At 67.9% G+C, this 26762-nt stretch carries 23 protein-coding genes; 13 read left to right on the forward strand and 10 right to left on the reverse strand.

Annotated elements, in window-relative coordinates; genetic code table 11:
* Nucleotides 1-69 precede the first annotated feature (69 nt).
* Both QJ043_RS01265 and QJ043_RS01270 read left to right on the forward strand, forming a co-directional pair.
* Complete coding sequence (locus QJ043_RS01265; protein WP_283712358.1) at nucleotides 70-1764, forward strand: LTA synthase family protein; 1695 nt, start codon at nucleotides 70-72, stop codon at nucleotides 1762-1764.
* 99 nt (nucleotides 1765-1863) lie between these two features.
* Nucleotides 1864-2079 (forward strand): hypothetical protein, encoded by a 216-nt coding sequence (locus tag QJ043_RS01270; RefSeq protein ID WP_283712359.1) that lies wholly within the window; start codon nucleotides 1864-1866, stop codon nucleotides 2077-2079.
* Between the two features lie 24 nt (nucleotides 2080-2103).
* On the opposite strand, the gene QJ043_RS01275 is transcribed toward QJ043_RS01270, so the two are convergent.
* Together QJ043_RS01275 and QJ043_RS01280 are read right to left on the reverse strand one after the other, a co-directional pair.
* Nucleotides 2104-2658, reverse strand: coding sequence for an LOG family protein (locus tag QJ043_RS01275; protein ID WP_283712360.1), 555 nt, complete (start codon nucleotides 2656-2658; stop codon nucleotides 2104-2106).
* Between the two features lie 79 nt (nucleotides 2659-2737).
* Nucleotides 2738-3775: a coiled-coil domain-containing protein gene (locus QJ043_RS01280; protein ID WP_283712361.1), complete on the reverse strand. Its 1038-nt coding sequence runs from the start codon at nucleotides 3773-3775 to the stop codon at nucleotides 2738-2740.
* Between the two features lie 412 nt (nucleotides 3776-4187).
* Between QJ043_RS01280 and QJ043_RS01285 the strand changes: the two genes are divergently transcribed.
* Entirely contained in the window at nucleotides 4188-4643 is a 456-nt protein-coding gene (locus QJ043_RS01285; RefSeq protein WP_283712362.1) for a flavodoxin, read from the forward strand.
* Between the two features lie 86 nt (nucleotides 4644-4729).
* On the opposite strand, the gene QJ043_RS01290 is transcribed toward QJ043_RS01285, so the two are convergent.
* Nucleotides 4730-6088, reverse strand: coding sequence for a lipase family protein (locus QJ043_RS01290; protein ID WP_283712363.1), 1359 nt, complete (start codon nucleotides 6086-6088; stop codon nucleotides 4730-4732).
* 237 nt (nucleotides 6089-6325) lie between these two features.
* On the opposite strand from QJ043_RS01290, the gene QJ043_RS01295 reads away from it, so the two are divergent.
* Nucleotides 6326-7351, forward strand: coding sequence for an amidohydrolase family protein (locus QJ043_RS01295; RefSeq protein WP_283712364.1), 1026 nt, complete (start codon nucleotides 6326-6328; stop codon nucleotides 7349-7351).
* 269 nt (nucleotides 7352-7620) lie between these two features.
* On the forward strand, nucleotides 7621-8334 hold the full coding sequence (locus QJ043_RS01300) for a hypothetical protein (protein WP_283722701.1): 714 nt from the start codon (nucleotides 7621-7623) through the stop codon (nucleotides 8332-8334).
* Between the two features lie 5 nt (nucleotides 8335-8339).
* Here QJ043_RS01300 and QJ043_RS01305 read toward each other — a convergent pair whose 3' ends face one another.
* Complete coding sequence (locus tag QJ043_RS01305) at nucleotides 8340-8660, reverse strand: acylphosphatase (RefSeq protein ID WP_283712366.1); 321 nt, start codon at nucleotides 8658-8660, stop codon at nucleotides 8340-8342.
* 116 nt (nucleotides 8661-8776) lie between these two features.
* On the opposite strand from QJ043_RS01305, the gene QJ043_RS01310 reads away from it, so the two are divergent.
* The gene (locus tag QJ043_RS01310; protein ID WP_283712367.1) at nucleotides 8777-9478 is read left to right on the forward strand and encodes an ABC transporter ATP-binding protein; all 702 of its coding nucleotides are present in this window, start codon (nucleotides 8777-8779) and stop codon (nucleotides 9476-9478) included.
* Nucleotides 9479-9481: 3 nt separating this feature from the next.
* Nucleotides 9482-13036 (forward strand): FtsX-like permease family protein, encoded by a 3555-nt coding sequence (locus QJ043_RS01315; RefSeq protein WP_283712368.1) that lies wholly within the window; start codon nucleotides 9482-9484, stop codon nucleotides 13034-13036.
* 97 nt (nucleotides 13037-13133) lie between these two features.
* On the opposite strand, the gene QJ043_RS01320 is transcribed toward QJ043_RS01315, so the two are convergent.
* Nucleotides 13134-14084 carry a DegV family protein gene (locus QJ043_RS01320; protein WP_283712369.1) on the reverse strand — a complete coding sequence of 317 codons (951 nt, stop codon included), beginning with the start codon at nucleotides 14082-14084 and terminating at the stop codon, nucleotides 13134-13136.
* 123 nt (nucleotides 14085-14207) lie between these two features.
* Entirely contained in the window at nucleotides 14208-14957 is a 750-nt protein-coding gene (locus QJ043_RS01325) for a Fic family protein (RefSeq protein WP_283712370.1), read from the reverse strand.
* Nucleotides 14958-15206: 249 nt separating this feature from the next.
* On the opposite strand from QJ043_RS01325, the gene QJ043_RS01330 reads away from it, so the two are divergent.
* From QJ043_RS01330 to nhaA, 5 genes are all read left to right on the forward strand, one after another.
* On the forward strand, nucleotides 15207-17069 hold the full coding sequence (locus QJ043_RS01330; protein ID WP_283712371.1) for a subtype A tannase: 1863 nt from the start codon (nucleotides 15207-15209) through the stop codon (nucleotides 17067-17069).
* Nucleotides 17069-18223: a VanZ family protein gene (locus QJ043_RS01335; protein ID WP_283712372.1), complete on the forward strand. Its 1155-nt coding sequence runs from the start codon at nucleotides 17069-17071 to the stop codon at nucleotides 18221-18223. The genes QJ043_RS01330 and QJ043_RS01335 overlap by 1 nt, the downstream gene beginning before the upstream one ends.
* Before the next feature lie 456 nt (nucleotides 18224-18679).
* Complete coding sequence (locus QJ043_RS01340) at nucleotides 18680-19711, forward strand: hypothetical protein (protein ID WP_283722702.1); 1032 nt, start codon at nucleotides 18680-18682, stop codon at nucleotides 19709-19711.
* 442 nt (nucleotides 19712-20153) lie between these two features.
* Nucleotides 20154-21098, forward strand: a complete 945-nt coding sequence (locus QJ043_RS01345; protein ID WP_283712374.1) for a DHH family phosphoesterase — start codon at nucleotides 20154-20156, stop codon at nucleotides 21096-21098.
* 137 nt (nucleotides 21099-21235) lie between these two features.
* Nucleotides 21236-22684, forward strand: coding sequence for a Na+/H+ antiporter NhaA (gene nhaA / locus QJ043_RS01350; RefSeq protein ID WP_283712375.1), 1449 nt, complete (start codon nucleotides 21236-21238; stop codon nucleotides 22682-22684).
* 84 nt (nucleotides 22685-22768) lie between these two features.
* On the opposite strand, the gene QJ043_RS01355 is transcribed toward nhaA, so the two are convergent.
* From QJ043_RS01355 to QJ043_RS01365, 3 genes are all read right to left on the reverse strand, one after another.
* The gene (locus QJ043_RS01355; protein ID WP_347177730.1) at nucleotides 22769-23212 is read right to left on the reverse strand and encodes a GtrA family protein; all 444 of its coding nucleotides are present in this window, start codon (nucleotides 23210-23212) and stop codon (nucleotides 22769-22771) included.
* Nucleotide 23213: 1 nt separating this feature from the next.
* Nucleotides 23214-23468: a hypothetical protein gene (locus QJ043_RS01360; RefSeq protein ID WP_283712376.1), complete on the reverse strand. Its 255-nt coding sequence runs from the start codon at nucleotides 23466-23468 to the stop codon at nucleotides 23214-23216.
* 75 nt (nucleotides 23469-23543) lie between these two features.
* Complete coding sequence (locus QJ043_RS01365) at nucleotides 23544-23921, reverse strand: hypothetical protein (RefSeq protein WP_283712377.1); 378 nt, start codon at nucleotides 23919-23921, stop codon at nucleotides 23544-23546.
* 286 nt (nucleotides 23922-24207) lie between these two features.
* Between QJ043_RS01365 and QJ043_RS01370 the strand changes: the two genes are divergently transcribed.
* Nucleotides 24208-25896, forward strand: coding sequence for an NYN domain-containing protein (locus QJ043_RS01370; protein ID WP_283712378.1), 1689 nt, complete (start codon nucleotides 24208-24210; stop codon nucleotides 25894-25896).
* A gap of 180 nt (nucleotides 25897-26076) precedes the next feature.
* Here QJ043_RS01370 and QJ043_RS01375 read toward each other — a convergent pair whose 3' ends face one another.
* Nucleotides 26077-26706, reverse strand: a complete 630-nt coding sequence (locus QJ043_RS01375; RefSeq protein WP_283712379.1) for an HAD-IA family hydrolase — start codon at nucleotides 26704-26706, stop codon at nucleotides 26077-26079.
* Nucleotides 26707-26762 lie beyond the last annotated feature (56 nt).

Here is a 26762-nt window from a genome sequence, read left to right on the forward strand (position 1 = left end):
ACTCGTGCCGCATTCGCGGGCCCCGGACGCGCGTCCGGGGCCTTTTTCTCACGTTCGGTAAGGAACCCAGTGAAGCACGCTCAGACACCCGAGACCGAGGCGCGCGACGCCGAGGCGGCGGCCAAGCAGGCGCGCGGCCGACACTTCGCGCCCGACGCCGCGGCTCCGCTCACGACCGCCCAGGACGGGCCCGCCGCGGCGGATCGTCTCGCTAAGAAAGCGCACGGCTCCGTCGCAGGGTCGGTCGCCCTGGTGGCGCTCTGCGCCGTGGCCGCCGCGTTCTGTGCGCTCGTCGTGTGGGGCTCGCGAACCTTTCAGGTGTCGTTCGACGCCGTTGTGGCGACGCTCGCCGGCCCTCTGGAGGGCACCGGGTCGGGCATGCTCGAGAGTGCGCTCGCGGCCGTTGTGCCGCCCACGGTCGCAGTGGCGGTGGCCGCTGCGGCGCTCGTCTGGTGGCTCCGCCGGCGGGCCGAGAAGGCCGCCGGGACTCCGGGCCCCGCGTCCGAGCGGGCGCTCAAGCAGGCGCTCTGGACGCGCCGCGGCCTGCTCGGCGGCGCCGCGGCAGTCGTGGCCGGCTCCGCCGTGGCCGGCGACCGTCACTTCCGGGTGCTCGACTATCTCGGTGGCCAGCTGAGCGAGACGGACCTCTACCAGGCGGTCTACGTGGACCCGCGCACCGTGACCATCACGGCGCCGGAGCGGAAGAAGAACCTCCTGTGGATCTACCTGGAGTCCATGGAGACCACCTACGCCTCCACCGAGGCCGGCGGCCGTCAGAACGTCAACTACCTGCCGAACCTCACGCGTCTGGCCGAGGAGAACGTCTCGTTCTCGAACACCGAGAGGCTCGGCGGCTCGCGGCCCGTGAGGGGCACCACCTGGACCATCGGGTCGCTCGTCTCGTCGTCCTCGGGCGTCCCGTTCCGTTTCCCGGTGGAGAACGGCAACGAGACCTACCAGAACGTCGACGGCTTCGCGACCGGGCTCTACGCCATCGGCGACTTCCTGCGCGACCAGGGCTACACGCAGGAGTTCGCCTGCGGGTCGGACGCCTCGTTCGGCGGTCGCCGCAACTACTTCACCACTCACGGCGGCTACGACTTCTACGACCTCTACACCGCCCGCGCCAACGGCGACATCCCCGAGGACTACTACGTGTGGTGGGGCTTCGAGGACGCCCGGCTGTTCCCGATCGCGAAGAAGGAGCTCACGCGCCTGGCCGCTGCTGGCGAGCCGTTCAACTTCACGATGCTCACCGTCGACACCCACCATGTGGACGGCTACGTGTGCGACCTCTGCGGCTCCGCGTACGAGAACACCACGGCGAACGTCGTGGCCTGCTCGGACAGACAGGTGGGCGAGTTCGTTGCGTGGGTGAAGGAGCAGCCCTGGTACGAGGACACGGTCGTCGTGATCGTGGGCGACCACCCGCGCATGGACGCGAACCTCGTGGACGGCGTGGAGTACCTGGACCGCACGGAGTACAACTGCATCCTCAACGGCCCGGCGGCGGACGCCGACGTCCTCACCGGCCGTGAGTTCACACCGATGGACCTGTTCCCCACGGTGCTGACCGCGATGGGCTACTCCATCGACGGCGAGCGGCTCGGCATCGGCACGAACCTCTACTGCGGGGAGCCGACCCTTGCCGAGCAAATGGGCGTGCAGGCGCTGCAGGTGGAGCTCGGCAAGAGGTCCGAGTGGTTCGGCCGCACGTTCTCGCCGGAGCTCCACGAGCAGGGCGTGGCCGTGGAGGAGTCTTGAGTTTTCCTGCCACTGGCATAAAACAACAGCGCGATTGAGAGTTTTCTGCTCAGACGGGGCCTACCATGCAAAAGAAGGGGACTCAACGCAGGGGGCGCCATGGCCGAGCATTTCATCCTGATCCAGGAGCGCAAGGAGGAGCTGACCGTGCGGCCGGCACGGGACTGCCGCACGCCATGGACCGTGCGGGGGTCGGGCATGGAGCTGCGCTTCTGCGAGAAGGCGGAGGCACTCGACGCCCTCGCGTTCCTCGAAGGGCGCTTCCCCGACGACTCCTGGGCGCTGGAAGGGGACGGCAGCTTCACCCTTGTGTGAGAGGAGCGCCCGGCCGTCCCCCTTTCACAGAGGGAGCGCCTCCAGCCCTGCGAGCTCTGCGGTGAGTTCCGCCACCGTCCTAGGGAAGCGGAACTTGGCCAGCTCCGCTTCGGAGAGGAACCGCTTCTCCACCATCGAGTCCAGCAGCTGGACAAAGGGGTCGTAGAACCCGTCCACATTGAGCAGGAAGCAGCGGTCCCGCACGTCCAGCTCCAGGTGCACGCGCACCATGACCTCGGTGATCTCTTCCATCGTGCCCACGCCGCCGGGCAGCGCCACGAAGGCGTCGCCCAGCTCGATCATCTTTGCCTTGCGCTCGGACATCGTCTGGACGTCGTAGAGGCGCGTGAGGTCCATCTGCGCCACGCCCTGCTCGATGAAGAAGTGCGGCTCGACGCCGTAGACCTCGCCGCCGGCCGCGAGGCAGGCGCGCGCCACCAGTCCCATGCAGCCCACGGAGCTGCCGCCGTACACGAGCCTGTTGCCGGACGCGCCGATCCAGGTCCCGAGCGCCGTCGCGGCCTCGGCGAAGGCCGGGTCGGTGCCGTAGTTGGACCCGCAGTACACGACCACGTTCATGGCGCCTCCTCGTGACAGGACAGCGCCGCAGGGCGCGGTCATCTCGTGCCGGTAACGTAAGGCAGGATAACCCGTCCCGCTAGATCTTGAGCATCTCCGTCGCCGTGCTCTCGTACCAGGCCTCGCAGTTGGGCGGGCAGTACTTTTTGGCCGCCGCGGGCGTGATGGTGTAGCCGTACCCGCGCGCGAGCCCCTGCACGTGCTCGCGAATCGCCGTGTCCCAGTCCGGCCAGCTCACGTCGCCCCAGCCCCAGGCGTTGTGCGGCAAGAAGCAGTGTGCGCCCTTGGTGCTCTCCGTGTTCGAGATGGCGGGGCTCCAGCGGGGGTCCACGCCGTTGTCCCAAGCGGCCTCCGCAAAGGTGCCGCCGTGCCCGGCGAGCGGAGAGCCGGCCAGATACGCGTCGATGCGCGGGGCCCACACCGCAACGAAGTCCTCCCGGGACAGCGTCCAATCCACGGCGGGCAACTCCACGTACGTGACGTTCATGTTGGCGGCCGACCCTGCAGCCGCCTCGGCGGCGTTCTCCTCCCGGGCCTTCTGTTGCGCCTCGTCACGGAGCCGCTCCGCCTCGTCGCGGGCCGCCTCGGCTGCCTCCTTGGCCTGCTCGGCGGCGTCGGCCTTCCTCTGCACGGCGACCTCGGCTGCGTCGAGCGTGGCCTGCGCCGCCTCAAGCTGGGTCTCGGCCTCGGTCAGGCGCTCGAGCTCCGAGGCGGTGCGCTCCTCGAGGGAGTTCAGCGCCGCCACCGTGGCAATGAAGTCGTTGAAGTCCTCCGCAGAGACGATGAGGTCCACAAGCCCCACGTTGGCGCTCCGCAGCCGGTAGATGGCGCGGAGCGCGGCCGCTGCCTTGGTCTTCTGTGTGGCAAGCTCCTCGGACGCGGCATCGAGACGGGCCTGGCCGTCCTCTGCCTCCTGCGTTGCCGCGTCAAGTTCGGCCGTCGCATCCTCCCAGGCGGCCTGTGCCTCGCTGTAGGCCTCGGCGCTCTCCTCGAGCCTCTGCTGAGCGGCCGTGACCGCGAACTGCGTCTCATACGTCACGGCGCGTGCAGGAGCGGGCGCTGCCAGTGCGAGGGCGGCGGCGATGCCGGCGGCTGCGATTCCTTGGTGCGCTCTCATGGCTCTCCTCGGCTCGGGTCCGGTGACGGCCGTCAGGGCGGGGAGCGGTAAGGGAGCGATCGATGCCCAACGACAAACGAAGTCCGCCCAGCCTACGTGAAACCGCACGTGGACGCAAAGGTATTCAGCGAACCTGCAGAGAGTGTTCGACCCGCGTTCGGTGCAAGAAATCATAGATGCAATGAGATGTGAGAGAACACCCCGTTGGATGCAGGTTCCTTTGGTTTTATCCTGCGTCCAAACGATATAAAGGGACTGTGAACATCCTCCCCGTAGGTGATTGACGAATGCCCCGATTCGGGCATACTGTCCCGAGTCCAATGCAGCATCTGGTCTGCGAACGCAATCAACGTGTCGGTGAACGGTAGGAGTGCACAGACCGTCGACGCGGGATCAGGAAAGGAAGGCGTCCATGGGCGCAGTGGCAGTGGTCTATTGGAGCGGCAAGGGCAACACCGAGAAGATGGCCCGTCTCATCGCGCGCGGAGCGGGCAACGCCGGCGCGACCGTCGCGATCTTCGAGGCTCAGGACTTCCACGCCTCCATGCTCGACAAGTACGATGCGGTGGCCCTCGGCTGCCCCGCGATGGGCGTCGAGCAGCTGGAGAAGACCACCTTCGAGCCGCTCATGAAGTCCCTGGACGAGCATGTCGCCGGCCGTGGCGTGGCCGTGTTCGGCTCGTTCGGGTTCGGCGTGGGCGAGTGGATCGACACCTGGGAGCAGCGCATGCTGGCCGACGGCGCGAACCTCGTGGCCACGCTCAAGGTGAACGGCGAGCCGGAGGGCAGCCAGGAGGACCGCTGCGTCGCGCTCGGCGAGCAGCTGGCGCGCGTGGCCGAGCAGGAGGGCCTCCGCGAGGCCGTCTAGCCCGTGCGGCCGAGGACGGCATGCGCCGTCCGTTTGATGAACCATCGCTGGTGGGGCGCGGGGCTCAAGGGCTCCGCGCCCGTTTCTCAACGGAGCGGCTCCCCAGGGGGCAGGAACGTCAGGCCGTCCGTCCGGAGTGTCTGCAACCAGCTCAGGTACACGCTCTCGTAGTGGCTCGCGAAGAGTTGCGCCGGGTTTGCCAGGGTGAGCAGCCGAGCGCCGAAGTACAGCTTGTTCACAGGGCTCGACCACGCCCGGCGCGTGGGGATCCTCTCGTCCAGGGACGCCACGAACCGGTTCACGGTCTCCCGATCGCTCGGGCGGTAGGGCACGGGCACTCCGATCGTCAGCTCGAAGTACGAGGCCATCGCGCGGAACCGGGCGTCGAAGCCCTCGTCTCCGTAACCGGGCAGCAGGACGTCGCGCCCGTACCGGCGGTAGCCCCACTTGAAGAGCGGCAGCCGCGGCACGGGGTCGTTGGGGTTGCAGAGGTTGAAGATGCCGCGGAACGCCGGACCCTGTGCGTCCGGCCTGCTCGTCACGGTGGGCGCGGCGACGGTGTAGCAGTACACGTTCTCCCGCCGGCACACCGAGAAGGGCGACCTCGCGAGGCGCACCACGTGGCCGGCCACGTAGTTTGCGATGGACCCTCCCCGCGAGTGGCCGCAGAGCACGAGCTTCACGTCTCGGTCGCGGAGACCCGTGGCGTAGTCCACGAGGTCGCGGAGGATCTCCCTGGCCGCCCGCTCGAACCCGGTGTGGTCCACGCCCTCGAGGGTCCACAGGTCGGCCTCGGTCTGTTCGGCTCTCTCCTCCGCCAGGTCGGCCGGCAGCTTCACGTTGCTGATCCACTCGCTGCCATAGGACCCGCGCACGGCGACGAGCAGGACCGTCGTGGGCCGCTCGCCCGGCCGCGGCGCGAGGTCCTTGCGCGCCATCGCATAGGCGGCCACGTCAACGGTGTCCGTGAGGGCGCCGAGCACCTCGTCCACAGGCCGGCTCCGGTACTGGTAGGAGTGGGTGCGACAGTCCGTGAAACCGAGCGCCGCGAGCGCGTTCTCCATGTCCGCCGGGTCGCCGCCGCGGCTCTTGAAGTGGTAGGACTCGCTCACGGCGACGAACGCGAGCGCGGCGCACGCCCGCGCCAGGTCCGGGTTGTAGACTCTCGGGTCCTGGAAGAACCAGTCGTCGTCCCAGGGCACGTCCACGCGGATGCGACCGGTGCCGGGCGCGAGCAGGCTGAACAGGCCGATCTGCGCTGAGAACGGCCCCCGTTGCCGTGCTCGGTCCGGTGCGTCCGGCAGCACGGGCAACGGGATCGTGCCGACGCCGTCGCGCTGTTGCCGCAGCCGCCGGAGCAGCGTGCCGGCGCCCCACGTGCCCGCGACGACGATGGCCGCCGCTGCGACGGCGCCCGCGACCCTTTTCGCGGCTGGCTTTCCCATTGGACCCTCCTTGAGACGCGGGTCGCCCCCGACGTCTTCGGCGTCGGCCCGGATGCCGGGGCCGTCAGCGTGCCCGGCCTCGGCTTCTCACGCACGTACCCAAATCAGCGGATTTGACGAGACTGGCGCCGACCCGCTTACGCACCGGTCGGACGGGTACCAAGGGAGCGGAACCAAAGCGTCCCCACGCTGTTTTTCTCGGGCGCCTTCCAGATAAGCAACCTTAAGGAGCACGACATGCGCATCAAGAACGCCAAGATCTACCAGCCCGACGGCACCTTCAAGGAGACCGACCTGGTAACCGATGGCGAGTACATCAAGAGCGACGCCAAGGCCGACCACGAGATCGTCGACGGCTTCGAGCTCTTCGCCATCCCGGCCCTGATCGATGTGCACGTCTCCCAGTGCGGCGAGCTCCACTTTGACGAGGGCGGCAACTTCGCCATCGACAAGATCAGCGACCTCGAGGCGCAGAACGGCGTCCTGACCTGGTACGGCGTCACCAAGCTTCCTGCGGCCCACGCCGAGAAGGCCGCCCGCTTCATGGACACCTGGAACACCGAGACCGCGCCCCTGCACCCGGAGTGCGCGGACCTTGCCGGCCTTGTCCTCGAGCGCCCGATCGCGCACATCCAGGACGCCAAGCCCTCTGACGAGTCCTGGAAGGACCTCGCCTACGACGACGCCGACGAGTTCGCGAAGATCGAGGCCGACACCAAGAAGGCGTTCAAGCTGATCGAGGTCGACGCCGCGCAGCCGGGCGCCGACAAGTACATCTCGCTGGTCTCCAAGGAGGCCCAGGTGGCCATCGTCGACACCGACCCCTCCTTTGCCGACGCCGAGAAGGCCTTCAAGGCGGGCGTCGTCATGGCCCAGCGCTACTGGGGCAAGGAGTGCGTCCTCGACCCGAAGCGCCCGACCGTGCTCCAGGCCGTGCTGCAGAACGACGGGAAGTTCCTGCAGCTTCTCGTGGGCGAGGACAACGTGGACAAGCGCAACGTGACCTCCACCTTCGCGGAGTTCCAGGACAAGATCGTGCTGTCCAGCTCCGACGGCAACCTGTACGACGCGATGAAGCGCCTGATCGAGCTGGGCGTGCCCGCGGCCGACGCGATCAACGCCTGCACCGTCACCCCGGCCCTCGCGCTCAAGGTGGCCGACAAGATGGGCACCCTCGAGGACGGCAAGCTGGCCAACATCCTGCTCGTGGACAAGGACTTCCACATCCGTCACGTGATCCATCGCGGCAAGATGGTCATCTAATCGGGCCTCACATAAACTGAGAAATGGGTCACCGTCCGTCGGGCGGTGACCCATTTCTTTGTTGATTGCCAGACAGGCAGAGGGTTGTCGATCTGTCAGCTTGAAAGCAAGTCGGCGCACGAGCTGTGCTGTCCGGCAAAAGCAACCCTGCTACCAGCTGTTTCCCTTCCTCGTGGGCACCAACCTAATACAAAGGGACACGCCCCTGCGACAGAGGAGGCGACATGCGCTGGACAGGGCAGGTTACTCGGCGGGAGACCCGGCGGACCATGGCGCCGCGCGACGACCTGGCGACGTTCGCCGGCCATTCGCCGGCGCTCTTCTCCGAGCGGCATCCGGCGCTGACGCTCGGCGCCAAGGCCGTGCTGCTCGTCATGGCCGGGGTCATCGTGGGCGCGGTTGTGGTCGCCCTCGAGAAGAACCCCATGTTCAATTACCGGACGATGTTCTACCTGAGCTTCCCGTCCGGCTCGCTCGGCATCTGGGTCCTCGCCACCGTCGTGATCGCCTGTGCGTCGCGCACGCCGCGCGGGGCGCTCGTGGGCACGCTCTGCTTCCTGGGCGCCGTGCTGCTCTCGTACTTCGCGATCCGGTACGCGAACTACATGGCGGACCGTTACCGCGTGATCCAATCGATGACCGAGACGCTCGACGGCCGCTACAGCGCCTTCACCATCGCGGACTTCTGGACCGCCGACAAGCTCGCCGCGTTCAACCTCGCCGTGGTGGCGGTGGTCCTCGCGGGCGTCGACGCGTGGGGGCTCAAGAGGTTCCAAGGCCGTTCGGGCTGGTACTGGCTGTTCGCCGCCGCGCCGTTGTTCCTGATCGTCTTCGAGGCCTGGGCGTACTTCGTGCCGATGGCGCTCTACGCCGGCATCAATTTCGCGCCGGCCATCGTGGACACGGTGGGCGCCCTCGTGATCGCGGCGCTCGTCGTGCGCGGGCGCTGGACGGGTCTGGAGACGGCCGTCGCCAAGGCCTGACGTGCTCAGTAGCGCACGCGGAAGGACGTCTCCTGCGTGTCCACCGGCTCGCTCTCCAGGTCCTCGACCCAGAACTTGATGCTCGGGAGCCTCCGGTACGCGTTCGGCATCGCGCTCAGGAACCGCGCGACCTGCTCGGCGGGCCCCTGGACCTCCATCTCCACGGTGCCGTCCGGCTCGTTGCGCGCCCAGCCGGTGAGGCCAAGCCGGTTCGCGAGGTCCTGTGCGGTGTAGCGGAAGCCCACTCCCTGGCATCGGCCGCCCCACCGGATCTTGCGCCGAATCTGCTGGTCGCGGGTCGGTCCCACGGCGCCTCCAGCTTTCATGACAATCCCCCTCACAATCGCCACAAGATTCCTTCAGAATACTCACTCGCCAACCATTGGCCACAGACAACCGAGGGCGCCCCCGCACCATCCGCGCCCGGCTGCGGAGGGTGCCCATGGCGTTTATCGAGTTCCAGGACGTGCGCAAGGTCTACCACATGGGGTCGGTGGACGTCACGGCCGTCGACGGCATGACCTTCTCGGTGGAGAAGGGCGAGCTCTGCGTCATCGTCGGGCCCTCCGGCGCCGGCAAGACCACGGTGCTCAACATGCTCGGCGGCATGGACAAGCCCACGAGCGGCGTGATCCGCCTCGGCGACCGCGTGGTCTCCGACATGGACGACCGGCAGCTCACCTACTACCGGCGCCTCGACATCGGCTTCGTCTTCCAGTTCTACAACCTGGTCCAGAACCTCACGGCCGTCGAGAACGTCGAGCTGGCCGCGCAGATCTGTCCCGACCCACTGCCGGCGGCCGAGGTGCTCGAGCGCGTGGGCCTCGGCCACCGCCTCGACAACTTCCCGGCGCAGCTCTCCGGCGGCGAGCAGCAGCGCGTGGCCATCGCCCGCGCGATCGCCAAGAACCCGCAGCTGTTGCTCTGCGACGAGCCCACCGGCGCCCTTGACTACCAAACGGGCAAGCAGATCCTCGAACTGCTCCAGGACACCTGCCACGAGACGGGCCAGCCTGTCTGCATCGTCACCCACAACCTCGCCTTCACGCAGATCGCGGACCGGGTGATCCACGTGCGAGAGGGCCGCGCCTCAAAGATCGAAGTGAACTCCCACCCGGCCAGTGCCGCCACGGTGGAGTGGTGACCCATGGGGTCGATGTTCTCCAAAGAGGTCCGGCGTTCCATCACGGGGTCGCTCGGGCGCTTCATCGCCATCGTCGTGATCGTGGCCGTGGGCTGCGGGTTCTTCGGCGGCCTCCGGATGACGGGCGTCGGCATGCGCAAGTCCCTCGACCGCTTCTTCGACGGCACCGAGTTCTACGACCTCCAGTTGGTCTCGACGCTCGGCGTCTCGCAGCAGATGGCGGACGAGGTGGCGAGGATCGACGGCGTCACGGCCGTGATGCCGGGCCGCTCGGTCGATGTGATGGCGACCCTCGGCGACGAGCAGAGCGCCGCGAAGATCGTGACGTTCGACGCAGAGGCGGCCGCCGCGTCCCAGCAGGAGGGCGACGCGCGCGTCCTCTCCGGGGACGGCGGGTACGTCAACCGGCTCGTCCTCGAGAGCGGCCGCTGGCCCCAGGCCGACGACGAGTGCGTGATGCTCTACGAGAAGGCCCACCCGGACCGCGAGACGGACGAGGTCACCGTGGTCTCCGGCGCCTCCGACCTCGACGACACCCTTGCGGTCCGGGAGTTCAAGGTCGTGGGCCGCGTCACGAGCCCGGCGTACGTCTCTGCCACCACGCTGGCCACCACGACCCTCGGCAGCGGCACAATCAACCAGGTGCTCTTCGTGCGCGAGGGGGCGTTCGAGCAGGACAGCCCCTACACCGAGCTCTTCGTGAGGGTGGGCGGCGCCGACCAGTACGTGACGGGCACCGACGAGTACCAACAAGCGGTGGACGAGGTCGCGGATCGCATCGAGCTCGAGGTGCCGGAGCTGGCCGTCGCGCGGCAGCAGCAGATCAAGGACGACGCCCAGGCGACGCTCGACGAGAAGCGCGCCGACTACGAGGCCGAGAGGACCGACGCGCTCCGGCAGCTGGACGACGCGAAGGCGGAGCTGGACGACGCCCTGGCCCAGCTCGAGGAGGGCGAGGCGAAGGTCGCTGAGAACGAGGCCACGCTCGCCGAGAGTCGGGCGCGCGTGGACGACGGCTGGGCGCAATGGCGAAGCGGCTCCGACGAAGTGGCCGCGAAGGAGCAGGAGCTCGCGGACGGCCTCAAGCAATGGAAGCGTGGCGCCGACGAGCTGGCCACGAAGAAGAGTCAGCTCGCGGCGCAGAAGTCCCAGATTGCCGAGCAAAAGTCCGCGCTGGAGGCCAACAAGGCCCAGCTGGAGCAGGCAAAGGCCGCCGTGGATGCGTACGACGCCGGTGTGGCACAGGTGGTGGCCGGGGCGCGACAGGTCGTATCGTCGCTCGGCGGGGACGCGGGCACGGTCACGGACGTGACGAGCGCCGTCGCAGCGCTCACGGCGGCACGGGAGCAGCTCGAGGCGTACGGGCAACCGGTGCCCGAGGAGCTGTCGGCGCTCCTCTCGTCCGCCGAGGCGCTGCAAGCGCAAGAGGCCGCCATCGCGCAGGCCCGCGAGGCGACGGCGGACTACGATGCCACGATGGCGCGGATCGAGGACGGCCTTGCGCAGATCTCGGCGGGGGAGCAGCAGGTCGCGGCAGGGGAGCGGCAGCTCACGGCGGCCGAGGAGCAGCTCGCCGCGTCGAAGCGCACCATCGACGACGGTCAGGCCCAGATCGCGGAGACCAAGGCGAAGCTCGCCAGCACGAAGGCCACGCTCACGGAGGGCGAGGCGCAGTTTGCCGACGGCGAGGCCCAGATCGCCCGGGCAAAGCAGGAGCTCGAGGACGGTCGCGCGGAGTACGAGAACGGCCTCGCCACCTATGAGAGCGAGCGACGGGACGCGCTCGGGAAGCTGGCCGACGCCGAGCGACAGCTCGACGACGCGCAGAAGGACATCGACGAGGTGGGCGAGCCGGACATCTACGTGCTCGACCGCACCCAGAACTACGGCGCGGCCAGCTACGTGGCGGACTCCGAGCGCATTGACTCCATCGCCACGGTGTTCCCGTTCTTCTTCTTCGTCGTGGCGGCGCTCGTGACCCTCACCACGATGACGCGCATGGTGGAGGACGACCGCGGCCTTATCGGCACCTACAAGGCCCTCGGCTACTCGACCGCGCGCATCACGTCCAAGTACCTGATCTACGGCGGCGTCGCGAGCGCGGCGGGCGCGGCCCTCGGCATCGTCGCGCTCGGCCAGCTGTTGCCGTGGGTGATCTTCACCGCCTACGCCATCGTCTACAACGTGCCGGCGCGGCCGCTGCCGCTGCCGCTCGAGGCGCCACAGGCCATCGCGGCGGCGGTCCTCGGCATCGGCGTGACGCTTGTGGCGACCCTTGCCGCGTGTCTGTCGACGTTGCGCGAGTCGCCTGCGGCCTTGATGCAGCCCAAGGCGCCGAAGGCGGGCAAGCGCATCCTGCTGGAGCACGTGGGCCCCGTCTGGAGCCGGCTGTCCTTCTCGTGGAAGGTCACGTTCCGCAACATCTTCCGGTACAAGCGCCGCTTCTTCATGACGGTGATCGGCATCGCGGGCTGCACGATGCTCCTGGTCACCGGCTTCGGCGTGCGCGACTCGATCAACGACATCATCGACAACCAGTTCGAGGAGCTGTTCCACTACGACATCAGCGTGTCGATGGCCGACGACGTCACGGCCTCCCAGCTCGATGCCGTCGCGGGTTACCTGGAGTCCACCCCGGGCTTCGACGGCCTCGCCGAGACCAGCTCCCAGATCATGCTCGGCAAGCAGGTCAAGGCCGACGGCAAGACCAAGAACGTGCGGGTACAGGTCATCGTGCCCCAGGACGAGCAGGGCTTCTCGTCGATGGTCACGCTCCGCACGCGCCAAGGGCACGACTCGCTGACGCTGGGCGACGACGGCGCGGTCCTCACCGAGAAGCAGGCCGCCCTGCTCGGCGTCGGGGTGGGCGACACCCTGCAGCTCTGGGCCCAGGACGACGCCGGCAACCCCAAGGGCGAGCCCTACGAGGTCACGATCACGGGCATCGCGGAGAACTACGTGGGCAGCTACCTGTACCTAGGCACCGGCGCCTACCAGCGGGCGTTCGGGCACGAGCCCAAGGTTCGCTACCTCTATGCGGACGTGAGCACCGCTGACCAGACGGCCATCGCGGAGCACCTGCACGAGATGGACGCCGTGGACACGGTGGTCTTCAACACCGAGAGCATCGCGAGCTACCGGGAGATGCTGTCGTCCGTGGACCTCGTGATGGTGGTGCTCATCCTCTTCGCGGCGATCCTCGCGTTCGTGGTGCTCTACAACCTGGCGAACATCAACATCTCCGAGCGTGTGCGCGAGATTGCGAGCCTCAAGGTGCTCGGCTTCACGCGCCGCGAGGTGGACGAGTACGTGTTCCGCGAGATCATCCTCATCGTGGTGATCGGCGCGCTCGCGGGGCTCGTGCTGGGCTATGTCTTCGAGCAGTACGTGATCGTGACGGCCGAGATGGACTCCGTGATGTTCGGGCGCCTGATCCACTGGCCGAGCTACCTCTACAGCTTCGGTCTGACGCTCGGGTTCTGCCTGCTCGTGCTGCTGTTCATGCGGCGCAAGCTGGACGGCGTGGACATGGTGGAGTCCCTCAAGTCTGTCGAGTGAGAAAACGGGGCCGGGCGCCGTCTGTCGGCCTGCCAGAGCAGGCTCGCAGGGGAGGAGCGCCCGGCTCCGTCTGTCGAACGGTGCCGTGCGAGCGTTGTCACTTCGACTTGACGCCGCTCGCGATCTGGTCGGGGACCGGGAGGTTCTCGCGGCGGTCGTCGCCCCAGAAGCAGCAGCTCACCATCGCGGGCCCGACGTGCGAGCCGATGGTGGGCCCGATGTTGGACTCCAGGACGAGCGCCTCGCCGCAGCCCTTCTCGATGAGGTCCTGCAGCGTGCGGGCGTCGTGCTGGCAGTCCGCGTTGCCGATGGCCACCATGAAGGTGCTCGGGTCGTGGTGCTTGAGGTAGTTCTCGGCCAGACGGCGGAGGCCCTTCTTGCGGCCGCGCGCCACGCCGGCGAACGTGAGCTTGCCGTCCAGGTCCACGGACAGCAGCGGCTTGATGTTGAGCGCGGTGCCGATGGACGCGACGCCGCTCGGGATGCGGCCGCCGTGCGCGAGCGCCTTGAGGTCGTCCACCATGAACAGCGTGTGGATGAAGAAGTGGGCCTCGCTCGCCCAGTCCGCCAGCTGCTTGGCGGTGAGGCCATTGTCGCGCTGGCGGACGGCCTCCCAGGCCAGCAGGTTAAGGGGCGTGGAGGGCAGCTTGGTGTCCACGATGTAGAACTCGGCGTGCCGGCCCTTCTTTCCCAGGTCCTCGCGCACGCGCTCGAGGGCCGTGAGCGCGCCCTCGTAGCAACCGGAGATGCCGGAGTCGAACGCCAGGTACACGGTGGGGACGCCGCTCTCGATGGCCGCGCGGAAGGCCGTCTCGAACTCCAACTGCGAGGGTTGGCTCGTCATCGGCTGGGCGCCCTTGCGCATGGCCTCGTAGAAGTCATGGGCGCTCCTGCTCTCGAACATATCGTCGACGCCCGAGAGGCCGCCCTCGGGGTCGTCGGCCTCGGTGTACGAGAAGTGCAGCACGGTGACGTCGTTGGCATCGCAGAAGGACTTGGGCAGCTCGGCCGGCGAGTCGATGATCAGGTTGCACTGGCGCTGGGTCATGGGCGCTCCTTCGTGTCAGCGGCACGGACGGGCACCATGGTAGGGCATGGCCTTAAACCTGCATGAATCACCCACACAAGCGAGAACGTCGGCACGGCGCCCGAGCCGTTCGAGCGGCGGGGCCTAGCGGACGCGGTCCTCCCAGGTGCGAACCGTCTCGCGCATCAGGAACCGCTTGAAGGGGGCGAGGTCGCCGGTCCTGTCGAACTCCTCGAGCGCCGCGTAGTAGCGGTCGGCGTCGTCGTCGAAGATGATGATCGGCGGGTGCCCGCCCTCCATCAGCACGAGGTTCATCAGGTCGCGGGCCGTCCGTCCGGTGCCCTCGGCAAAGGGATGGATCGACACGAGGTTGTTGTGCAGGTACGCGGCCACCGTCAGCGCGCGCAGCGGCGTCAGCTCCGGCAGCTCTGCGTCGACCTCGGCGAGCAGGTCCCTCGTCAGCCGTGGGCACTGGTCGGGCGCCGCGCCGACCTCGTAGGTCCCGCGCACGATGTAGTCGGACAGCTTGTACTTGCCGGGCCGCTCGTCGTCGGCCAGGAGCTTCTTGCTGTAGGTGAGGTAGGTCAGCGTGCGATGCAGGGTGAGGAGCAGGTCCTCGGTGAGCGGCCGGCGCTCCTTGATCACGCCGAGCATCCACCCAAAGGCCGCCCGCTGGTCGATCAGCGAGACGAGGCTCCGCACGTCGCCGGTGTAGGCGGTGACGGCGTCCTCCTCGTAGACCTCGCGGGCCTCCTCGTAGGTGAGGTCGGCTCCCTCGATGCGCGCCGAGTGGTAGGCGAACTCCATCGCGAAGTCGTCGACCTCCTCGTCTTTGGTCTCGTCGTCCAAGCACGCCCACCAGTCCAGCACGGCGTCGTACGTCTCCAGTGCCATGGCGCCTCCCGCCTCGTGTCCGTTCTTTCCTATAGTGCCCGTTCGGAGAGCTGCGCGACCGGTTCGGCCGGCCACCGAAGGCCCTTTGCATGGGGAGTCGCCTTGATGTATGGGGTCGTCCTTCGCCGCAGCTCCCGCACCGTAAGCGGGCCTCGGCGGCTGCGGAGTTCTTGCGCAATTGGCGTTCGCGCGGCGCTGTCCGCAGATACTTGACGGATGCCATGGAGCCTGCTCGCAAGGAGGACACGCGTGGCTCTCACTCGAAGGACCTTTCTCGGCGCCTCGGCGTTGACCGCCGCGGCGCTCCTCACCGCTTGTTCGCACGAGGAGGCGCCCGCGCCCCCAGAGGACAAGGGCGCCCCGGACGATCCGGACGTTGACACCTCGGCCTACGCGGCGCTGGCTCTCGACATGGACTCGTGGTCCTACGACGAGGGCCATGACGTCTACTACCAGCTCTCGGTCCCCTATTGTCTCAATCCGGTCGCCAAGGCCTACCAGTGCCTGTCGATCTATGTCCCGGGCCCCTATTTCAACGCCACCGAGAAGGGCGGCCTCTACTCCTGCCGCGTCAACACGACCGGCACGGTGGGCTCCTACACCGCGCTCACTGCACCGGTGCTGTTCCCGATCAACTGCCCCAACTACTCGGCGCAGCAGGGCCAGACCACCTATTCCTACGAGGGCCTCAGCCCCTATCTGCAGGCCGGCTGCGTGTACGTCTACGCGGGGTGCCGCGGGCGCGCGAGCGGATACGACTCCAACGGCAGCGGCTACTACGCCGGTGGCTTCCCGTGGATGATCGCAGACCTCAAGGCCGCGATCCGCTACGTCCGCTACAACGCGTCGAGCCTTCCCATCGACGAGGACCAGCTCGTGGTCCTCGGTCTGGGCGCCGGCGGCTGTCTGGCCTCTGTGCTCGGGACGAGCGGCGACGCCCCCGCCTTCGACGACTACCTCGACTCGGTCGGCGCCGCGCGGTGGAACGCCACGGGCGCGGCCGTCTCGGATGCCCCGAGCGGCGTCGCGCTCTGGAACCCGCAGGCGGGTCTGCAGACCATCGACTCCTCCTATGAGTGGATGTACGGCCAGTACGTCTCGACGGACAGTCGTGCCGATGGCACCTGGACGCAGGCGCTCTCCCGCGACCTCGCGGCCACATGGCCCGGCTGGCTCAACAGCCTCGCGCTCACGGACCCGGAGGGCGCTCGGCTCGACCTGGCGGAGACCTCCGGCGCCGTCTGCGCCGACGGCGGCTTCTACACCGCGCTCGTGGGGCAGCTCGAGGACGCCGCGAAGGCCTTCTTCGAGCGCACGACCTTCCCGGTCACGATAACCACCCAGAACGTCGCCGGCGGGGCCTTCCCGGGCGGCGATGCGAGCGCGCAGGCCGCGACCGTGATCGAGGAGCAGCAGGGCCAGGGGCAGACACCGGCGAGCGCCACGTCGCAGAGCTTCTCGTCCGCCGAGGAGTACGTGGCGTCCCTCAACGGCGCCAATCCGTGGCTCACCTACACGGCCTCCAGCTCCAACGTGCGCGTCTCGAACCTGGCCGGCTATGTGCAGATGTGCGCGGCGCCGACGCTGCCCTGCACCGGCTTTGACTCCGTGGCGTGCAACACGGTGCAGAACCAGACCTTTGGCGTGGAGGACCAGACCACGCTGCACTTCAGCCGCCAGATCTGGGACGTGCTGAACGCGAACATGTTCGACTACAAGGGCCTTGCCGGCTGGCAGTCCAGCTACGTGGGCGCGTGGGGCGTCGACCTGCAGGTGAAGAACGAGATGGGGGAGACCGTCGAGAGCCGCGCGCTCGCATCGGACCCGTTCTCGTACCTCGAGGCGGACTCCGCGCTGGCCGGCACCGGCACCGTCGCACCACACTGGCGCGTGAACATGGGGCTCTCGCAATCGCAGGCGCCGCTTTCCAACGGGTACGCTCTGGCCTGCGCGCTCCGGAACAACGACGCCGTGGCTGATGTCCTGTTCACCGGCGTGTGGGGCGCGGGCTACGACCTCTCCGAGCGGAGCGGTGAGCCCGAGACCAACCTGCTCTCGTGGGTCGCCGGCTTCGCGGGGCGCACAGACGAGACGGGCGGGCCCGGCGCATAGTGACGTACCTAGGGGTCATCCGGCTTGCGTTCTTCACGTTCCCGCTGCTCGCGCTGCTCATCACGCTTCCGTACCTGGTGCGGCAGTATCGCCGCGTGGGGGCCGTGCAGGTGTGGCGGTCGGCGCTCGTGTACAGCCTGGCGCTGTACCTTCTCTGTGTGGTGTTCCTCGTGCTGCTGCCGCTGCCGGCGGACCGTACCGCAGATTACGGGATCGAGCCGCAGCTCCAGCCCTTCGACTGGGTGCTTGTGGCGATGCGCTCCGGCGTCCGCGTGAGCCTCGAGCACCCGCGCACGTGGCTCGTCGCCCTCAAGAACCCCAACGTGTACGGTGCGGTCTTCAATGTGCTGATGCTCGTTCCCTGGGGCTTCTACCTGCGGTACCTCTTCAAGCGGAGGTGGTGGCAGGCGCTGTTCGCGGGTTTCTTCCTGTCGCTGTCCTTCGAGCTCACGCAGCTCACCGGCGACTGGGGCCTCTACGCGCACCCGTACCGGCATTTCGACGTGGACGACCTCATCGGGAACACCACGGGCACGATGGTGGGCTTCTGGCTCACGTGCCTGATCCAGCCGCTGCTGCCGAGCCTTGAGAGAGCGGACGAGCGCTCGTGGGCGCGCAATCTCAGGTACCCGTCGCTCCTGCGCCGCGCGGTGGCTTTCGTGGTGGACTGTGGGCTTGCAGCGTGCGCGGCGGTCTTCGTGGCGTCCGTCTGGGTCCGCGGCACCGACGGCGTGGTCGACGACGCCGCGCTGGTCTTCGGCTGGTTCTGCGGAACGGGGCTTGTCGGCGTCCTCGTGCCCACGCTGACGGGCGCGGGCACGCCGGGGGAGCTGCTCTGCAAGCTGCGCGTGCGCGGTCGCGACGGTGGGAGAGCAGGCCGCGGGCGCATCCTCCTGCGCCAGGCCCTCCTCTGGTGGGGCGCCCTCTGGCTCGTGCCGGCTGCCGCTGTGCTCGCTCCGAGCAGTCTCTACGTTGGGCATGCTGCGGCAATGCGAACGATGGCGGAGATGGTCGCTGGTCTCTGGGGTTTCACCGTTATCGTGCGCGCGGCGGTCGCCGCCGGTGGCCGGCGCCCCTACGTGGGAGTGCCGGGGTTGCTCAGCGGCACGCGGGTCCTCTCGGAGGCGCAGGTGGACGCCGAAGCGGCGCGGTAAGGGTCGCTGGCGCCCAACCTGTGCGGCGCGCGGGTCTCCGTGGTTGAGCTGTGCCCCGCACAAGTCGCCCGGATCGGAGAGGCCGACAGGTGCTGCGCACAGGTCCGCCTTCTCGGCCTGCGCGCCTTCTGCGGCGCACAGCTTGTCTCTCTTGTCCCGTGCACCGCACAGGTTTCGTTTTCCGATCGGCGCAACCTGTGCGGCGCGCGGGTCCATGCGGTCGAACCGTGTGATGCACAGATCACGTTGCCGGATTCGCGCAACCTGTGCGGCACTTGTGTAGAATTCGCGGGCATCGTGCTATGGCCGATATTCAAACATGCAAGCAAACCATCTGCTAGGCCTTCCGTGATAGATACGGGCGTGGGAAATCTGACCACGCGCCGGTCAGATTCGGGAGACCGAAGGGCCAGCGGCCCGGTCCAGGATGGGCGCCCCCAAAGAAAGGAGGGGCCCGTGAGGATCTTGCTCTCCCATTGGACCGCGCTCACGCTGTACCGCCGAGGCTGGGTGTTGGAGGGCTCGCCTCCCGCCGAGCCAATCGACCCGTGCGACGCCTGGAAAGGCGCGCCTGGAGGGAAGGCCTCCAATCGCGCGTTGACCCAGGTGCTGGCGTCGTGCGGCTGCTGCCCGCCAATCCACACGCTGGTTCCCGCGTCGGGTCACCGGTCGGGAGCCCACGGTTTCGCGTCCCACTGCCTGCCGCGCGGCGTCGTCGACGCCCGTGCGACTCGCGTGCGCCTCCCCGCCTCCGAGCAGCTCAAGGATGCGGAGACCTACGTAGTGTCGCCGGAGCTGCTGTTTCTCGAACTCGCCCGCTTGCTGGGGGAGGTGGGCGCGGCGCTTCTCGGCATGGAGCTCTGCGGTCGATACCTGCGGGCCGATCCCCAGGACCCTCGGGAGCAGGTGGCAAGGGCCGGGTTCGCCTCCCGTCGGGAGCCGTTGATGGCGCCGGGGGAAGCGGGCGGTTTTCTGGGCAAGCAGCCGCGGTACGTGGAGGGAGCCCGCCACGCAATCGATGGGCTCGCGCATGTTGGGGCCGGAGCCCGCTCTCCCATGGAGAGCGCGGTCTTTCTCGGGATGACGCTGCCGGCGCGGCTCGGCGGGTTCGCCATCGAGAAACCCCAGATCAACGTGAAGATGGAGCTGGAGCATCGCGAGGGGCGCGTGCTGGCGGACGACCTCCTGGAATGGGACTACGGATGGAGCGAGCCGCCGCTCATGGACATCGAGTACCAGAGCCGGCTGTTCCACGGCACAGCGCCGCGAGCCCGCGACGACCGGCGCCGGAACGAGCTGGCGTCCGACGGGGTCGTCTCGCTCGCTTGGGGGCCGGCCGACGTCATGGACCCCGTCGCCTTCGAGACGAACTGCCTCAATGTCGCACGGCTTCGCGGCCGGCCGTTTCGCACCGAGCTTCGCGATTTCGAGCAACGCTACCGCCGGCTCCACTCGCTGCTCTTTGGTTCGGGCGCAGACGTCGGATGACGCGTGCCGCCTGTCGGGAAGGCTGGACCCGTGCTGTGCATGGGTCGCGTTCTCCTACGGACCCAACTTGTGGCATGCACAGGTCTGTACGACTGAACTGTGCCGTGCACAGGTGGCTCAGATCGGAGACGCCGAGTGGTGCCCTGCACAGGTTCGCCTTCTCGGTTTGCGCGCGTCACGCATCGCACAAGATGCCTCTCTCGTCTCATGCCGCGCACAGGTCGCGTTTTCCGATCCGCTCAACCTGTGCGGCGCACGGAACCGCCGCCTCAACCTGTGCGCTGCAGAGGTTGCCCACCGGCCGGGAGACAAGCTCTCCGCGCTTCTGGGATCTCTCTGTGGGCGGGCCGCAGGCCAGGTGCCCGGCCCATCAAACTGGGCACAATCTGACCTTGAGAACCGCCCCCACGCGGCCGCCCGGCCGCAGAAGGAGAGACAAGCAATGAGCGAGGTCTACATCTTCGGCCACAAGCACCCGGACAACGACTCGATCCTCTCGGCCGTCATGCTGAGCCAGCTGTACAACCAGCTGGACGACGGCAACCACTACGTGCCCAAGCGCCTCGGCGGCATGCCCGAGGAGAGCGCCGCGATCCTCAAGAGCTGGGACATCCCGTTCCCCGAGTACCTGGACGAGATCCCCGCGCCCGCAGATGGCGAGGAGCCGCAGAAGGTGATCCTCGTGGACCACAACGAGGAGATCCAGTCCGTGCACGGCCTCGCGAACGCCGACGTCATCGGCGTGGTGGACCACCACCGCATCGCGAACTTCTCCACCACCAAGCCCATCGCGTTCATCACGCTGCCCTGGGGCTCGACGGCCACCATCGTCCTCTACCTGTTCCACTGCTACGACATCCAGCCCACGGTGGCGCAGCTGTCGTGCCTGCTCAGCGCGATGATGACCGACATGGTGATGATGAAGTCGCCCACGACCACCGACATCGACCGCCAGCTCATCCAGAACATCGGCGAGATCCTCGGCCTCGACCCGGTGGACTTCGGCATGAACATCTTCACCAACCGGGCCACGGACAAGTACGAGCCGGAGCAGATGGTGGCGCACGACATCAAGGCGTTCATGATCAACGGCAAGCGCGTGTTCATCGGCCAGTACGAGACCGTTGACAAGTCCATCGCGCTCGACCGCCTGCCGGAGCTCCGCGAGGCCATGGAGGACTTCCGCCGAGCGAAGAACGCTGACACGGTGGTGCTCGCGGTGACCGACATCATGGAAGAGGGATCCCAGATCCTCATGACCGGCGACAAGTCCGTGCCGGAGCGCGGCCTCGGCATCAAGGACGTCTACGAGGGCGTCTGGATGCCGGGCGTGCTGTCCCGCAAGAAGCAGATCGCGGCGCCGATCCTCGCAGCCGCCGAGCACTAACCGCCGCGGCTGAGACGCGCTAAAGAGACAGGATCGTCTCATCCGGCCTTGGTGAGACAGTTCTGTCTCTTTGAAGTGTCTCACCGGGGCGCGGTAAACTGAAAGCTTGGTAAATTCAGCCGGAATGAGAGGGTGACATGGCTCAGAACCAAACCGACAAGCCCACCGCCACCACTGTGGCCGGCCAGGAGGTGCGGCCCGACGCCCAGGCCGCGCCCATCATCGCCGAGCCGCAGGCCTTGAAGCGCGCCGAGAAGCACCGCCGCCGCCAGAAGATCACGAGCAACGGCACGATCTCTGCCGCCGTCATGGTGCTCGCCGCCGTTATCGCCATCATCGTGGCGAACGGTCCCGCCTACGAGGCGGTCCACCACTTCCTCGCGGAGCCGCTCGGTATCGTGATCGGCCCGTTCGTGGGACAGCTCTCCATCGAGATGTTCGTCAACGACTTCCTGATGGCGATCTTCTTCCTGCTCGTGGGCATCGAGCTCAAGTTCGAGATGACCGTCGGCGAGCTTCGCAAGCCGCGTCAGGCCGCGCTCCCCATGCTCGCGGCCGTCGGCGGCGTCGTGGTGCCGGCCGTCATCTACATTGCGCTGAACCACGGCGGCAACGGCATCCACGGGTGGGCCATCCCGATGGCCACCGACATCGCCTTCGCCCTCGGCGTGATGTCGCTGCTTGGCGACCGCGTGGCGCCGGCCACCAAGGTGTTCTTCTCGACGCTGGCCATTGCCGACGACATCCTCGCCATCATCGTGATCGCGCTCTTCTACGGGCACGCGCCGTCGGTGCCGTGGCTGCTCGCGAGCGCCGGCTGCCTCGTGGTGCTCTTCGTCTTGAACCGCAGACAGGTCTACACGTGCCGCCACTATGTGGTGGTGGGCCTTGTGCTGTGGTTCTGCATGTTCAACAGCGGCATCCACGCCACGCTCGCGGGCGTGCTGCTCGCGCTCTTCCTGCCGGCCAAGAGTGACATCAACCTCGGCCGTCTGACCCCGTGGCTCAAGCGCAAGAGCGGCCAGCTCTACGAGAACTACGACGAGGACATGGCGGTCCTCGGACAGCACGAGTTCATGCACACGGCCGGCGAGATCGAGAAGGTCATGCACCACGTGACCCCGCCGCTGGAGCGCATGGAGAAGGCGATCAACGTCCCGGTGAACTTCTTGATCCTGCCGATCTTCGCCTTCTGCAACGCGCAGGTGCGCCTCGTGGGCGTGGACCTCGGTGCCGTGTTCGTGGACCCGGTCACCTTGGGCTCGCTCTGCGGCGCGGTGCTCGGCAAGCCCATCGGCATCATCGGCGTCACGGCCCTTCTCGTGGCCATCAAGTTCGCCAAGCTGCCCCGCGGCATGGACTGGCACCAGGTCGTGGGCGTTGGCATCATGGGCGGCCTCGGCTTCACGATGTCCATCCTGATCGCCGGCCTGGCGTTCACGGACCCGACCGAGGTACTGGCCGCGAAGGTCGCGATCCTGTCCGGCTCGGTGATCGCGGCGGTCATCGGGTGCGTGTACATCCTTCTCACTGGGCGAAAGGCGCCCAAGGACCCGAAGCCGGCGGCTCACGCAAAGGCGGCGTAGGCGCCGCAGCCTGTGACAGATTGAGGGACAAGGGGCGGCCACCCGCGCTGACGGGCGGCCGCTCCGTTCTTTGTCGCGGGCGCGTTACTCGATGTCCGTGAAGAGCTCGCCGGGCTCGTCGCCCGCGTCCAGGAACTTCTTGCGCGTGACGAAGTTCCAGACCATGACCACGGCAGTGGCAAAGAACTTGACGATGAGATAGCTGATGCCGAGGCCGCTCTGGCCTGCCCACATGATGAGCGAGTTGAGGCCAAGGCCGATCACGGAGAGCACCACGAAGATCGCGAACTCTTTGCGGCGGCTCATGCCCTGTTTGTGGCGGAACACGTAGCGCATCGACGCGAGGTAGTTGAACACCGTGGACACCGTGAAGCTGATCACGGAGCTGAGCAGGTACCACACGCCGCAGACCTCGGTGAGCAGCACCATGACCCCGTAGTCGATGCAGAACGCGACGACGCCCACCACGCCGAACTTCATCACCTGCGCCGCCAGCTTTTGCAGCGCGCCGTGGCTCTTCTCAGTCATGTCAGTCCACGATCCCGTAGCGGCGCCCCCACCCGTGGGCGGCGAGCGTCGAGTTCACCTGGTCGCAGAACTGCACGCGGTTCATCGGCATAGGGGGTAGGAGCGAGACCACCTCGAGCAGGTCTTCGTCGAGGTCGTGGGCCTGCGCCAGCACCAGCGCGTCCAGCCGGTCCGCGCGCTTGTCGTGGGCGAACAGCGCGTCCACCAGTCGTTGCAGGTCGCCGTGGCTCTCGGCCGGCGCCGAATCCATCGTCATCGGGGCTCCTCTCGTCCGTGCCAGCCTAGCGCAAGGGTTCGCGCCGCGCGGAGGGGGGAGCGTCGCCGCACCGTCTTATCGGATCCGCACAGTGCCGTCCTTCTGCCAGGTCGCGGTGCGCACGCCGTAGACCAGGTCCGCGTCGATGCCGGCCTGTGCGACCGCCGGGGGCTCCAGCTCGCTCGCGTCAAGCTTCTCGGCCAGCTCCTGTGCGCCCTCCTTGGACGAGAAGAACGCGCACTCGAGGTCCGCGCCCTCGGTGTCCTCACCGGCCGCCTCGAGCGTGGCCTTGACGGCCTTGGCGTCGGTGGTGAACGCGGGCGCCGCGACGCCGAGGTCGCGGCAGAGCGCGAGGACGTCCTTCTTGTCGAGGTAACCGGCGATGAACTGGGAGTTCCTCTTCTTGCCGGACGGTTGGCCGACGAACTCGACGACGTAGCGAGCAGAAGGCATGGCGGGCTCCTCGGTCTCGGACCTGCAAAACGGGACGTAGCCCTTTTACACCTGTTGGGGCCGCGTGGACAAATGGCTCTGACCGAAGCGTCCAGACGCCGTGCGAGGCCGGTCGCGCTGCGGGCGGGCCGAACCCCCAGGGTGCTTCGATAATCCGCTTTCTTCGCGAGTGCCGCGCGTCCTCACTCGCTTTGGGGCAGGATAGAACGTGGTGCGCCGCTGTGCGCCCATCGCTGACTTAGCTCGCCGGGGGTCGCCCGGCTCATGTCCCAGGAGGATGAACACCATGACAGACAAGCGGCGCCGCGCGCTGCTGCTGATCGACGCCGAGAACATCAACGGCACGTCGATCCCTCACGCGCTCTGGGAGGCGGAAGGCATCGCCGACGAGGTGGAGGCCCGCGCGTTCGGCCGTGCGTCCGCGCTGATCGGCCGGCAGGAGCTGCTCGACCGTCTCGGCATCTCGCAAACGCAGTGCCAGGAGGCGTCGCCCGGCAAGAACAGCACGGACATCCGCATCGCCATAGAGGCCACGGACGCCATCTGGGGCGGCGACTACGACGCCATCTGCATCATGAGCGACGACACGGACTTCTGCCATGTGGCCGAGCGGGCCCGCAAGTCCGGCGTGGAGTCCGTGCTGATGCATGCGAAGCCCGTGAACGAGACGGTCACCGAGGCGTTCGACCGCTGCCCGCGGCTCCTCAACATGGACTCCTTCGAGGCCGTGCGGCCGCTCATCGGAGACCGCCGGCCAGAGGACCTCTACAGCGACTGCGCGCGCCTCGCCGCGGCGATGGGCGCGGGGCGCATCGCGGTCGAGGAGACCGAGATGGACGCCGCGAAGCGCGTGGCGCACGACACGGTGGTGAACGCCGGCGGCTCGGCGAGCGAGTCGCAGCTGCGCTCGGCGCTCAAGCGGAACCGCATCTATCGGCGCGAGGCCGGTTATGACCGCATCGAGGACCTGGTGGAGGCCACCGAGGGGCTCGTACCGGACGGCTCCGGCGGTGCCCGGCTGGCGACGGACGTGGAGATGGCAGGGGAGGCCGTGGCGGTCGCCGAGGCCGCCGCGCTGGCCGCTGACGAGAGCGCCGCACCCGAGGCCGAGCCCGCGGTCGTGGAACCGCAGGCTCCCGAGGAGGCCGCCGAGCCCGAGCATGAGCCGGAGTCTGAGCCGCCTGCGGAGCCGGTGACCGAGGAGGACGCCAAGCTGGCCGCCAAGGACGCCGTGCTCGAGGCGGGCGGGTCCATCTCGCTCGGGCTTCTCGGCGACGCGCTCAAGAGCCGCGGCGTGGACTACCGCGCGGCAGGGTTCAAGCGCCTCAAGGACCTGGCGGAGGAGCTGGATGGGGCGACGCTGTCCGGCACCGGCGGCGGCACGGTGCTGAGCCTGCCCGGCGCGGGCAAGTCGACGCCCGAGAAGGACGAGGTCAAGGGCGAGCTCAAAGCGCCGAAGCCGACCGAGAAGGCTTCCGAGAAGCCCAAGGCCAAGACTCCGATGCGCGCTCGCGCGGACAAAAAGCTCGAGGCCTCCGAGCAGCCGGAGCGGCCGTCCGAGAGCGTCGAGAAGCCGGTCGACGAGAAGCCCCGGCGCACGCGCACGCGCCGCGGCGGACGCGGTCGGGGCGCCAAGAGCGAGGGCGCAAAGCCCGAGACCACCCATGAGCCCAGGCCGGCGGAGAGCGAGAATCCGGAGCCGACCGAGCCCGGTCACGCCGAGAAGCACGGGCCGGCGCCCGTCTCGCCCACGACGGTGCGCCCGACGCCGGAGGACGCCCAGCGCGAGGCCAAGCGGATCCTCTCGGAGGCGGGGGCACCGGTGCGGCTCACGAAGCTCGGCTCGGCCCTCAAGGCCGCCGGCATCAACTATCGGGAGGCGGGGTTCCCCACCCTGTCGAAGCTGGTGAAGTCCATCCCGGGCGCCGTTGTGACGGGCAAGTCGCCCCTGACGGAGGCCTCGCTGGAAGGGTGATGTGAATTTCGGGACAGTCCCTTTTTTCACGCCGCTAGGCGCGGGGATCCTCGCTTCACATTGCGTTTCCGAACGTGCGCAGGCCCCGGAACCGCCATCTGAGCTCTCAGATGGCGGTTTCGGGGCCTGTTCGTATTCAGAGGTGCAATCTCAACGGGCGCCTGATCCCGACGAGCCCGCTCACACCTCGTACGCGCCGCACGCGCGGATCCTCTCGAGGAGCGCGTCGCAGTCGCGGGTGAAGTGGAACCCCTGCCAGCCCGCCTTCTCGGCCCCCTGGCAGTTGAGCTCGGAGTCGTCCACAAAGAGGCACGTCTCGGGGGCCACGGAGAACGTCTCGCAGAATCGCTGGTAGATAGCGGGGTCCGGCTTCATGAGCTTCTCCTCGGCGCTCGTGAGGATGCCGCTCATCACGGGGCAGAGCGGGATGCGCGGCTCGAACTCGTTGCGGAAGCGGATCGACACGTTCGAGAGGAGCCACACGCGGTAGCCCGCGTCCACCAGGCGGAAGCCGAGGTCGTTGGTCTGCGTCAGGATCCGCTGTTGCGCCGGGAACGTCGCGAAGGCCTGGTCACAGGCGTCCCACAGGCGCTCCGGCAGGGAGGCGTGCGCCACCGTCAGCATCGTGTCGCAGCTGATGACGCCCGCGTCCAAGAGCGGCCAGGTGCTGCTGCAGAAGAGCGCGTCGCAGACGAGCCGCGCGTCGGGCTCGTTGCCGGTGTAGGTGAGCGCGTACTGCATCGGCTCCCAGGCGAGCAGCACACCGCCCATGTCGAAGACCACGTTCTGAATCGGGCGGCTCTCGGGCATCCGGGCTCCTCTCGCCAGTGATGGGACGATCTTGTCTCTTTGAACTGTCTCACCGC

The organism is Kribbibacterium absianum, assembly GCF_030067705.1.
In the GTDB taxonomy this organism is placed as follows: Bacteria; Actinomycetota; Coriobacteriia; order Coriobacteriales; family Atopobiaceae; genus Kribbibacterium; species Kribbibacterium absianum.